The 11,119-nt window shown below is 52.3% G+C and carries 11 protein-coding genes and 1 pseudogene; 5 read left to right on the forward strand and 7 right to left on the reverse strand.

The genetic code is table 11. The annotated features are described in order from the left end of the window. Positions 1–107: 107 nt before the first annotated feature. The gene (locus C1Y41_RS19065; protein ID WP_104086142.1) at positions 108–1,802 is read left to right on the forward strand and encodes a phage portal protein; all 1,695 of its coding nucleotides are present in this window, start codon (positions 108–110) and stop codon (positions 1,800–1,802) included. A gap of 133 nt (positions 1,803–1,935) precedes the next feature. On the opposite strand, the gene C1Y41_RS19070 is transcribed toward C1Y41_RS19065, so the two are convergent. The 3 genes from C1Y41_RS19070 to C1Y41_RS20490 all read right to left on the reverse strand — a co-directional run bounded on the left by C1Y41_RS19070 (position 1,936) and on the right by C1Y41_RS20490 (position 3,172). Continuing rightward, positions 1,936–2,244 carry a hypothetical protein gene (locus C1Y41_RS19070; RefSeq protein WP_104086143.1) on the reverse strand — a complete coding sequence of 103 codons (309 nt, stop codon included), beginning with the start codon at positions 2,242–2,244 and terminating at the stop codon, positions 1,936–1,938. Positions 2,245–2,781: 537 nt separating this feature from the next. Then, a complete protein-coding gene (locus C1Y41_RS19075) occupies positions 2,782–3,039 on the reverse strand; it encodes a DUF2829 domain-containing protein (RefSeq protein WP_104086144.1) in 258 nt (85 codons plus the stop codon). A 16-nt stretch (positions 3,040–3,055) separates the two neighbouring features. Continuing rightward, positions 3,056–3,172: an ash family protein gene (locus C1Y41_RS20490; protein ID WP_146065245.1), complete on the reverse strand. Its 117-nt coding sequence runs from the start codon at positions 3,170–3,172 to the stop codon at positions 3,056–3,058. A 293-nt stretch (positions 3,173–3,465) separates the two neighbouring features. On the opposite strand from C1Y41_RS20490, the gene C1Y41_RS19080 reads away from it, so the two are divergent. Both C1Y41_RS19080 and C1Y41_RS19085 read left to right on the forward strand, forming a co-directional pair. After that, positions 3,466–4,470 (forward strand): head processing protein, encoded by a 1,005-nt coding sequence (locus C1Y41_RS19080; protein WP_104086145.1) that lies wholly within the window; start codon positions 3,466–3,468, stop codon positions 4,468–4,470. 334 nt (positions 4,471–4,804) lie between these two features. Next, positions 4,805–5,692, forward strand: coding sequence for a hypothetical protein (locus C1Y41_RS19085; RefSeq protein WP_104086146.1), 888 nt, complete (start codon positions 4,805–4,807; stop codon positions 5,690–5,692). Here C1Y41_RS19085 and C1Y41_RS19090 read toward each other — a convergent pair. After that, positions 5,689–6,180 (reverse strand): glycoside hydrolase family 104 protein, encoded by a 492-nt coding sequence (locus tag C1Y41_RS19090; protein ID WP_104086147.1) that lies wholly within the window; start codon positions 6,178–6,180, stop codon positions 5,689–5,691. The two genes, C1Y41_RS19085 and C1Y41_RS19090, sit on opposite strands and share 4 nt — an antisense overlap. 280 nt (positions 6,181–6,460) lie before the next feature. On the opposite strand from C1Y41_RS19090, the gene C1Y41_RS19095 reads away from it, so the two are divergent. Then, positions 6,461–7,336: a transposase gene (locus C1Y41_RS19095; RefSeq protein ID WP_104086148.1), complete on the forward strand. Its 876-nt coding sequence runs from the start codon at positions 6,461–6,463 to the stop codon at positions 7,334–7,336. 46 nt (positions 7,337–7,382) lie between these two features. Then, positions 7,383–7,682, forward strand: a complete 300-nt coding sequence (locus C1Y41_RS19100; protein ID WP_104086149.1) for a 4-fold beta flower protein — start codon at positions 7,383–7,385, stop codon at positions 7,680–7,682. A 121-nt stretch (positions 7,683–7,803) separates the two neighbouring features. Here the strand turns inward: C1Y41_RS19100 and C1Y41_RS19105 are convergent, their stop codons facing one another. The 3 genes and pseudogenes from C1Y41_RS19105 to C1Y41_RS20070 all read right to left on the reverse strand — a co-directional run. Then, on the reverse strand, positions 7,804–9,180 hold the full coding sequence (locus tag C1Y41_RS19105; protein ID WP_104086150.1) for a hypothetical protein: 1,377 nt from the start codon (positions 9,178–9,180) through the stop codon (positions 7,804–7,806). Positions 9,181–9,224: 44 nt separating this feature from the next. Further along, positions 9,225–9,644 carry a ddrA gene (locus C1Y41_RS19110; RefSeq protein ID WP_104086151.1) on the reverse strand — a complete coding sequence of 140 codons (420 nt, stop codon included), beginning with the start codon at positions 9,642–9,644 and terminating at the stop codon, positions 9,225–9,227. Next, positions 9,641–11,119 (reverse strand): annotated as a pseudogene (locus tag C1Y41_RS20070) (hypothetical protein); the annotation flags it as partial. The pseudogene C1Y41_RS20070 and the gene C1Y41_RS19110, both read right to left, overlap by 4 nt.

Consider the following 11,119-nt stretch of genomic DNA (forward strand, 5'->3'; position numbering starts at 1 on the left):
TGGACCGCCCTGTTTTCTCTTTTTTCCACTGTGTGAATTTTCCCCGGATTGCATAAAGCGGTTATGGTTATATAAATTCTAAGGGTTTGTAAAAAGGACACTATACATTGGCTAAAAGAAACAAGGCGCTTTCTGTAATCGGCGCACTCAGGCAGGCATTCAGAGGCTCAACCAACGACGCGCCTGACTCACTCGCGTGGACTAACGGACAAAACGTTGTGGTGTCCCGATCCGGGCTGGCAGCACTGGCGTATCAGGAAGGTAAGGCAGGTGAAATGACCACGGCCGGCGACAGCCTGTACCTCGGCGCAGAGCTGCCGCTGGACCGGCTGCAGCGCTACGCCATTCTTGAGGAAATGGCTAACAGTCCAACCTGCTCCGCCGCGCTGAATATCCACATTGGCCACGCGCTCGCGCCGGACAAAAAGACCGGGCTGGCGTTCTGCATTGCCCCGGTTGACCCGTCGGACAAAGAAGGCGCGGCGCGCGCAAAAGAGCTGCAGGATGATTTAGGGGCGATGATCAATAAACATTTGCCATCGCTGGCTATGACTATGGCGATTTTTGGCGTCTCCTACGTGCGTCCTTATGCCCGGACCGGCAGCGGGATCACCAGCCTGGAAAACAGCTATTACTCGCTGCCCTACTTTGTGCAGGAGTTTTATAAGGGCGATCAGCTGGTGGGGTTCGGCGGGGATTACGTGCTGTCACCCGATACGCATACGCGCACGCTTTCCTCGCCGTGGTCTCTGGTACCCATGAAAAACCCGTACTGGACACCCACGCGTAACGTGCAGCCGGTCACGTCCGGCAACCGGGGCTATTCGCTGCTGACTGAGGAGGAGGATAAGGAAATCGCGGAGACGCAGAACTACGGAACCAGCTTTCTCGCGCACGCCTATGAGCCGTTCCTCAACCTGACGGGCGCACTGAATGCGCTGAAAGCCACGCGCTACAACGCCGCCAAAATTGACCGCCTGATTGCGCTCACCACCAACTCACTCGATCCGGTTGTGGGCGCCAACTACACCCGAACCGTATCGCAGACGCTCAAACGCCACGGCGAGGCGTTGCAGAAAAAAGCGGTGAACGGGAACACCATGCCAACCGTGATGAACCATGTGATCCCGGTTATGGGGGATGGCAAAAACGGGATCACGATTGATACGCAGTCGATACCCGCGGACATTACCGGCATTGAGGACGTGATGTTTCACCTGCGCCAGCTGTGCGCCGCGCTCGGGATTGATTCAACGATGCTGGGCTGGGCGGATCAGATGGCAGGCGGGCTGGGGGAAGGTGGCTGGATTCAGACGGCCATTCAGGCGGCGCTGCGGGCGCAGTGGCTCCGCCAGGGCGCGCAGGAGATGATTTACCGGCTTATAGATATTCACCTGGCGTTTAAATACGGCAAGGTATATCCGGAGAATGACCGGCCCTACGTGGTACAGTTTAACTCCATGAACACGGCGATTCAGGAAGAAGAAAGCCGTGAAATGGACGCCCGCGCCAACTTTATTACGCTCATGGTGCAGGTCATGGACGCGCTGCAGGCCAACAACAAGCTGGCGGAGAATGACACGTTCATGCGCTACCTGTTCAGCGATCAGCTGAAAATGGACGACGGAACGCTGGATAAGATGCTGGCGGAGTTCAGCAAAAGCCGTGACAAGGCCGATGCGCAGGAGGATGACGCCGGCAGCATGATGAACGAGTCAGCGCCTGACGGCGACGATCCGGCCAACTGGACGCATGAGGAGCTGGTGGCGTTTGCCCGATATGTTGTCAGACCGGAAAGTTAATTTCCGGAAAACCAAAAAGGCCGCACACAAATTTACAGGGGAGTGTGCGGCTTGATGAAACCAGTCATCTAAAGCAGATATAAAAACTGAAGGAAAATATATCTGCGCTCCGGGATGATTAATTGCCCTGTCTTTAATTGTTATCCAGATGCTTTACTGCCCTAAATATCTTTTTTTCAGCAGGTTTTTTAGGTTTCTTCGGGGTGTTAAGTACCAGGTATTCTTGCTGTCCTTCTTTTTCATCCGGCCTGGTAATACAGAACGGACAAACCTTCACGCCCGAAAAGTGCATAGAGGCTACGGTCAGTGCCTGATTAAGCGTATAGCAGGTGCCAATGAACGTTCGTTCTTCAAGTGAAGGCAGCTGCGGGCAGTCTATCCGGTGTAGGAGCAACCCGGATGGAAAATGATCACTGACAAAATATTTCATAGCCTTATACATACTTCATCCTCTTGCTGTGTGCATAAAACTTCCATGTTAGATATGAAACTTTTCAGCGTAAATCTACGCTAAAGAGCTTACGCAAATGTTATGTGATGTTTATTTAATTTCATCAACACATTAACTAATTTGCGTTAAGAGAAACTAACATCATAAATTAAATTTAAAAAAGAACTTTTTAAAAAACTAAATTAATCTTTAGTAAGTCCAAATCAAATTATGAATGTCACATTCAGTGGCTCAATTTTTGTAAGTACATGATATTTACCGATTCGCTTACATATGCTGAACTGCACAAAGTTGCACCATTAAGAAAACGTCCGTTAAAAAAAACCATGACTTTCTGAGTGAATTTTTTTCATGTAACGCTAGCACATAATTTGCTCAGTATTTCTGACAATAAACCTGGTTTATGCTCAGAATATTTGCCGTTTCGCTTTGCCATGACAATGTTGATAATCTATCTTCGCAACCATTCATAATCTAACTAACTACGTGGTCAGACCATCTGATTAGATAAATTTTTCACTTATGCAGTCAGTCTGAGAGCGCGATAACCTGCCAGTCAGCAGAAAGCATATCTTCAGGTGATGGACAGTAGAAATTCAGTGTCCCGATGTCATTCATGAAAACGTACTGAATCTGATCGTCAGCATCAGGCAGTATGGATACGTGGTTAGCCGTATCGCCCCACTTTGCACGGCGGCAAATGGCGTCACTATTCTGACTGATTGTTAACATGGCAGAAGCGAAAGTGTGCGCTGCAGGGGATGGCGCGCGAGGGATATCAGACATGGTGTGCTCCCTGTGCTTAAAGAAGCGTCACTACAGGAGGTTCCAATCTCCGGGTGGTGACGTTGACAGGGTTGGAACTACCGGCGCACAAGAAAACCGGCCTACCCGAAGGTAGCCCCACCAACGCCACCATAGATACGCCCGGAATGATCCGGACGTGGTAGCGCCGAAGGCACTATGTGCCAGCTCTCATGCTTTTTCAGGGTTCCAATCCCGACCGCTGTTTTGCAGCGGCGCGCACACTATATCCGCCGCACTGATAAATTCAATATGTCTAATGTGAAATTATCCACTGGTCATTAGATCCACGCATGGATCAAGAAAAGTTACCTACGCAAATTACAACCGTCCTACCATCAGTCCGCGCTGACAACCGCCAGCGCTGCCGCCGCTTTGCGGGGCATCCATTGAAGTTATGAGGACAATATGAAAGCACTCCGCACGGTAACGGATCGTTTTTCACTCATTGATAAAATTCGTCGTTTCACGCCGCAAAATGATCGCAACTACCTGCTGCGCTCGGTCCGGGAAACGTTCAGCAGCCCGGAAACGCAGGAACGTATTCAGCTGGGGGAAATGTTCGGCTACTACGGCCACGGGCGACGCGCCGCCTACTATGCGAAAACCGGACGGCTGAACCTGCCGGAATTTGCCGTTGTCATGGTGGATGGTAAGCCGGTGACGATCGAAAACGTGCCTTCAAACCGGACGCTTGAAGTGAGCGTTGATGATAACGGAGTCGTCACTCACGTTCAGGAGATTCTGGACACCGATCCGGGCAACATCGTTGACGGCATGAGCCGTTCCCGCGCCGGTGGCTGGTCATGGGCGACCGGCGGCGATGATAGCGCGGTCTCCAGAGTCAACAGCCTTCACGGCTTTGATTACGTGACTTTCCCTAACTACATCAGCCTGGATAACGCCTCAGCAATGCTGGAGTCCGCCAGCGATCGTGAAAGTATGATTTGCGCAGGGCTGGTGGAAAAAGGGTATTCGGAGAATCAGGCAGCGGACATTTTTCAGCACTTTGAAAGTATGCGCGGCCAGGCGGCAATGTTTGAGTCGGGAGACGCGTCACTGCTGGAATCGGCGCTACACATTGAGCACGGCAAGCGGCTGGAGCTGGAGGATCGGCTGCGCAGCGCCAACCTGATGATTGAGAGCGCCGGCAACGTGGCAAAGTCCCGTCGTAAAATTATGAAAGAGGCGCTGGCCAACATGCCGCTGTTTTTCAGTAAAGAGCAGACTGCTGCGCTGTGCCGGATGGACACGCCGGAAGATGCGATGATTGTTGCGTCCATGCTGGAATCTATCGGAGCAAAAGCAACTGCTTCACTGCCTATGGGCGCAGGAAAACAGCATGCTCTGCCGCAAAAAAAGAGTATGACTGCAGAAGAAGGACCGCTTTTCTGGATTACAACAGGGAAATAAATTAGGGAGGAGATACCGCGCCCGGTGAAGGGCGCGGTTATGGTTTCTCTAAAATTAAGAAAAACCTTAATCTTGATCCTTAAGCTGATCAAGTTTATTATCCGCGCTCTGACCAAGCCGGCAAGCCTGGTCAGAACAAAAAAAAATCGCCTGCTGGTAACAGTCGATTTTTCTACAACTTTATGTGGTTAGCGCCACAACGGCATTGCGCCGTACAACAAAACGATAAACAACAACCTGCTCACTTACAGGAAGGTAAATCAATGGAAATATCCATTCACAGGGAAAGAGATAACCAGGAACGATTAACCATTCACAGGGAAGGAAATAACCAGTGAAGATAGTAGCTAAAAACGCCGATCACGGCAACTCTTTTCCCTTGCATTGCTTAGATAATAAGCAAAATCCTGTACGAATTACCGGGTATGATTTTACCCACGTTATTGAGCTTTCACCTCTTCCAAAATCCCTCACTCGCGTACTGAAATTCGCGTGTAATTTGGCGTGCTCTACGTCCAGATTTGAGATCATCAAATCCCTCAGCACTTTGGCAGAGGAAGCAGGCGTGAGCATTTCTACCGTTCAGCGCGCTTATCGCCTGGCGGTTAAACTCGGCATCCTTACTCATGAGGAGCAGCGCTGCAAAAACAACCACAAGTGGAGTAAGCCCAGCAAGTACACGTTCACCAGCAAAGCGCTGGCTTTTGTACAGGCGAGTCTGGCTGAACTGAAAGCGGCTAATCTTCAGCCTGCGGGGCGTCAGAGCCTCGTCCGGAGAATCGTTGCTGACACCTTCTCAAAATTAAATTTCACCCTCGCTACCCCTGGTCAGAATGAACAGGCTACCCCTGGTCAAAATGACCAACAAGAAGTAAGAGATCTCTCCAGAACAAGAGAAACACAATACAGTGAGTCAGCAATTTCGGAATCGAAAGAGATTGCGTCAGAGCCATCAGCGCCAGAGAAAAAATTCGGGATTTATCAGGAGTCACTGCAAAGCCTGGCAGCAGGATCAGCAGCAGCAGACAAAGAGCGCCGCGCAGAGGCATACCAGCGCAACGGCCAGTTGATGCACAAGGTCTACGGCTATATTAAATCCACGTTTAAGCCCAAAGCAGCTGCGGGCCGGAAACCAGAAAGCCGCCGCCAGACGGGTGATTTCGCTGGCGACGGTCTGAAGCATGATAACTACGCGATCCCGGAAGGGTTCAGAGGCGCTTAATCGGTAACTGTGCCACCAGCATCACGATAGGCAGTCAGCAGCGTTTCGATAGCGTGCGTTTTCTGACCATATGGCGAGCCGGTGAGCGACGCCCAGATATCGTTAGTTTTGCCAATGGCCGTGCGGATTCGTCCGGCGTGGACGTCGGCATACGCGCCCTGCTCTTTCAGCAGCTGGTCAAGCAAGCGCTCCTGTGACGCGGGGCTGAAGTCGGGCAGTTTCAGCTGTTTTTTGTAGACCGGCCAGTAGCGGTAAAGCTGCTGATATCGGCCTGCTGCAGTCGAGGCCAGACCATGCTTATTGAGCACTTTAGCGCGGCGGTTTGAGAACGGGTGATCGGTGAAGTCGGTAAAGATTTCGCCCAGCTTGTCGCCCAGCCCGGTCACGATAACGTCATAGCCACGCATGCGGGTTAACGGGTGAGTACTGGTGCCTTCTGAGAACGCCAGCATGTCGCCAAAGGCTTTACGGTTTGCGGATTGCTCCATTGTGATACCACTCTGTAATGATTGAGAGCGGGACTGTATGGAGTTTGTAATTTGTAGTGGGAAGAAAGGCCGCATGGTGCGGCCATTGTGTGTTAGCTCATAGCGGGCATTAAGCACCCACAGTCCGCTCTGTGACAGAAGCGGTTTTTACTACCATTTCTTAATAAGGGAATTCTAAAGAAAAAACGACTAAAACGGAGGGTTTAATTAAATTCTGATATTTCCATTCGTGCATTTGAACGATAAAGTCAATGTAAATTTTTCTCTGAATGGGGTGAAGATGAGGTTATCACGGTCACTATGCAAAGTTGTTGGGGACGTTATTGCTAACACTGCGTCTCATGAAGCAATCGAATCATTATTTTACTCTGTGGGCGCTCGTGGTGAACCACCAAAAGGAGCTCATGATACTAAGTGGAAGAACTGGTTATACCTCACAGGTCAGGATAAGGAGGTTGATAGCCTATCTGTGTTAGGTGGGGTGATTGAAGAGTTTATGGATCTTCCTCCGAAACAAGGAAGCCCCGAGTATATTGAATGGTCTGAAAAAAGAGAGGGTGTCGAAGCCGCGTTACATGATAATGGTTTTCAATATTATCGTTTTGGCCGCATTTTACCTTTGGGTCACATCCCTGCAGATGATATCCCATATGAAGAGACTTTAAGAATTAGTCAGCAGCCAGTTATTCCTCAGAAAGTGGAAGCTTTGCTGGAAAGGTTGGTTAGAGGTTTGCAACGTGCTATGCACCCTCTCACACACCGAAGAAAAGGAAGCCAGAATTTAACGTTTAGCAATGAATATGATGTGCAAGATTTACTTCATTCATTATTGAGACCTTGGGTTCAAGATATACGCCCAGAAGAATTTACTCCTAGCTATGCTGGTTCTAGCACTAGGATGGATTTTCTTTTGCCTGCGCATAGTCTTGTTCTTGAAACAAAAATTGTAAGAGACCGTACTCATGCCAAAAAAATTGGCGATGAGCTTATAATTGATATTGAACATTACAGACGGCATAGTGAATGCAATAATTTATGGTGTATCGTATATGACCCAAACAAATATATAACTAATTCACAAGGATTTAAAACTGACCTGGAAGGTGAACGATCAAGTAAAGATGGAAAAGTCTTGGTGAAAGTATATGTGATCTAGGATGCATCCATAATTAATATCAACTAAAAATCTATGAGGCATAAAAATGACAGATTACATCTATAATTCTCAAGGAAAAGCCGTAGGGTTTATCCGTGGAAAATACATACATGGTATGAACGGCAATGCCGTCGGCCAACTTCATGCAACACATGTATATAAACTCTCTGGTCAATACATTGGGGAACTTCATGAAAGCATGATCCTAAACAAGCACATGGGTAACTTAGGAAACATCGGTAATCCGGGAAATCCTGGCAATTCCGGAAGGCCAGGTAATCCTGGTAATCGGGGTGCACGCAATTATGGATTTCCAGATGTCTCAATGCATCTATTTGATCAGTAGTGATGACATCAATCGCTGACGTCCGCTTCTCGCTCAAAGCAGACGGCCAGATTTAATGATGCGCAGCCAGTGAAAACCGTCAGCTCAAGCCAGAGCTGACGCATATTATTAACCAGTAAAATTAGTTCGTTACTGGCGCCCTGACAGCCTCAAACATGGCAAAGTTGAGCCCCTTGCCTTCGCCAAACTCCTCCTCAATTTCTCCTGATACAGCTGTCAGCACGTCATTCAGCGTCAGCTCACCGCCGCCGAACATATCACCCAGCGCCTGCTGCTGGTGTAACAGCTCGTCGTTGATCTTCTGCGCCATCTTTTTAAACGCTGCGCCAATCCGCTTCGCGCTGCGGTTGTTGGCCACGATAAACAGCGCCAGGGCTTCGGCCTCTATACTGGCCTCCTCAAAGAGCCCCTGCTGCGCCAGCACTTCCTGTATCGCCTGCCCGCTGTCTTTCGCCTGGCGCACCAGCTTAATTGCCTCCTGTAGCGCAGCTATCGCCTGCTGATCCAGCCCGTTCACCGACTGCACGCCGTCCACCAGCCCAGTAACCGCCTGGCGGTGAACGTCACCGGAGAGCGTCTGCATCTGCGCAAACTCACTGGCAGCGGTATTAAGCGCCGTCAGGATGTTGCGCATATCCGGATCGGGTTCCTCAGATACCAGCTTTACCAGCCGTTCATCCTTATAGGCGCGGGCAAAGATCGCATTCTGAATGCGGTCAATCAGCTGCTTTGTCGGGCGCCCGTCGTCAGTCAGCAGGCCTGCTGTTGCCGTGTCGCCTATCTCTTTCATGAATGCCCGGATAAAGCCGTCATTTGAGCGCGCCAGCAGGTTGCCGTCATCGGACGGATTGAAGATGGCCATTAGGCGTTCGTCGAGCATTTCCGCATCCACAAACGCCTTTTCGCTCGCCGCCATTTCCTGCAGATCGGAGAGGTTGGAATCCTTCGCAAACTGCGCCCGGTCAACGTCCGTCAGGCGCTCGCGCACCAGCACGGGCATATCCATCTGCGCGATATCCGACGCCTTCAGGCCATAGTCTTTCGCGTGCTCAATCAGGTACTGGCGGTATTCATCGGCCTGCCCCTGCTCATAGGCGCGCGTGATCCCCATTGAGCGCCCGTTGCCTGACTCCACCACGTTATCCGCGCCCACGATTGGCGCGCCGTGGCTGCTCATGCCGGAATCGGTCAGCTTCGCCGGCCGCAGGTTGCCCGCAATTTTTGAAACCTGCACTTTACTGGTCAGGCGCGTGCGGTCGCGCGGCTGCAGCTCTGCCGGGAACGCCGGATTAATTGTACCGTCGAGGTTGTTTGAGATAATCAGGTCGCGGGCATCCACTACCTTAAACGCAGTTTTCACTTCCTGACCTTTGCCCGTCACGACGTAGGATGATCGCCCGGTTTGGGTCTCTGTTTTGCGCAGTGAACCCACGAGCCCAATCAGGGCAAATATGCTGCCGGCGTCGCCCAGCAGGCTCTTTAATTTCTCGTTAAGCATTGTGATCCCGGTAATAAAAAACCCCGCCGAAACGGGGTTGCTGATTAAGCTGCGAGGCCGCTGGCGGCTATCCAGCTGGCGGTTTGCTCTTTCGCGTCGTCCAGCGCCAGATAAACGCCGATGTAGTCACCGACTTTGCGCAGCGTCTCCACAAAATCCAGCTGTGCCTGATGCGTGAATTTCCCGGCCAGAAAGTCTTTAACCACTTCCGGGACAGGCTGATCTTCTTTAACAGGGTCAGGCTGTGGCTCCGGTTCCGGCGCCGGGGCGGGCGCTGGCTCCGGTACCGGATCGGGAGCGCTGGTGGCTGGTGCCGGCGCTGCGCCATAACCCAACTGCAGCATGATTGCTTCCATCTGGTCATTAAGATCCAGAAGGTCCAGCCCCTTTACCGTCGGGGCTTTGATAATCAGTTCGTCCAGCTGGTCGGCTAAATCCAGCTTTTCAAGGGCGGTTAACGTCATGCTGCTACCCCTTTACGCTGCACGGCCACCAGCAGATCGCTCAGGTGCTGCACCGCGCCGTTCACCAGCGCTTCGTTTTCATCAAACACGCCTGCAGCCGTCAGCGCGGCAATCGCCTCGCGCACCTGATTGCGGCCGGCGCGGATCACGTCCATGTCGTCGGTATCAAGTGAGGTCAGCCCCTGCAGGTAGTCGATCGCCTTCTGCGCTTCAGAGTCTGCTTCCGGCACGGGCTCTGGTTCCGGCTGTGGTGCTGGCTCAGGCTCTGGCTGTGGTTCTGGTGCCGGTTCCGGGGTGTTGAGTTCCTCCACCAGCGGAATACGCTTGCCGGTGATCATCGCGGTTTGTGCTGCCTTCAGATATTCAGGACTCTGATTAGCTTCCACGTAGTCAGCCGCCTGCTTCAGCTGCTCACTGCCATAGCCCAGCGCCTCAGCCCAGGCGTTTACCAGGTCAGATGCCCAGCCCACCAGGTCGCCCAGGCGTTTAGCAGCAATCCAGAACGGGTCTGTGGTTTCACGATCGTCAGTCACGTCGGTCTCTTCTCCTTCGCCTGCTGCCAGCTGCTGCAGCGCGGCTTTGATAGCGCCCGTGAAATAGGCCTCATCTTCCCCTTCCGGATATGCCACGCCGGTCAGCTGCTTACGGGCCACCATGCGCACCTGTTTGGCGTAGGTGTCCGGATCTTCTTCTGACATTTCCAGATACTGCGCGGCGTAGTCGCTCATTTTCTCCGCCACGGTTGCGGCCAGCGCATCGAGATCCGCATGCGTCGGGATCAGCTTCAGCTCAAAGTCAGCAATCTCTTTGTCAGTCAGCGGACGGTCATAGGAAATGATGCCGTTACGGGCAACGCCGCTGTACGGCTCGCCTGCTGCTGGCTGATCCGCCACGGCGGCAAAGTTCGGCGGTACCGCCCCAATACCTGCAGGACGGTTAACCAGCGCATAGCGCCAGACGGTTGCCGGCGTAACGGGTTCCGGCTGTGGCTCAGGGGCTGGTGCTGGCTCAGGCTCCGGCTGTGGCTCTGGTACTGGCTCTGGTTCCGGCTGTGGCGCGGGTTCCGGCGCCGGGGCTGGCTCAGCAGCAACGCGGTACTTTTCCGCCGCGCCGGTGCGGTAGGCTTTCAGCATCTTTGTTGCCGTTTTACCCATCTCCGCACCCTGGCTGGATTTAGAAGGCATTTCATACGTGGTGCCGTCGGCTTCTGTGATGATCACTTTGCCTTCCAGTTCGCCGTTCTGGTCAGCGACCTGATAACGAACCGTCGCGCCGTTGCTTAGCGTGGCCTGCCCGTCCATGTTCAGGCGCGCTTTAACCTGAATAGTGCGATCGCCGAAGGTGTCCGTGTTTTCCGGCTCGCTGGCTTTTGCCTGCTGCAGCGCGGCCAGCTGCCCGGTAAGGTCGGCATTCAGCTGTTTCTGGCTGGCGAGTTTGCCGCGCAGCGTCTGCTCATTGCCCTGCATCTGCTGCGC

This window comes from Pantoea sp. ICBG 1758 (assembly GCF_002928325.1).
In the GTDB taxonomy this organism is placed as follows: Bacteria; Pseudomonadota; Gammaproteobacteria; order Enterobacterales; family Enterobacteriaceae; genus Pantoea; species Pantoea eucrina.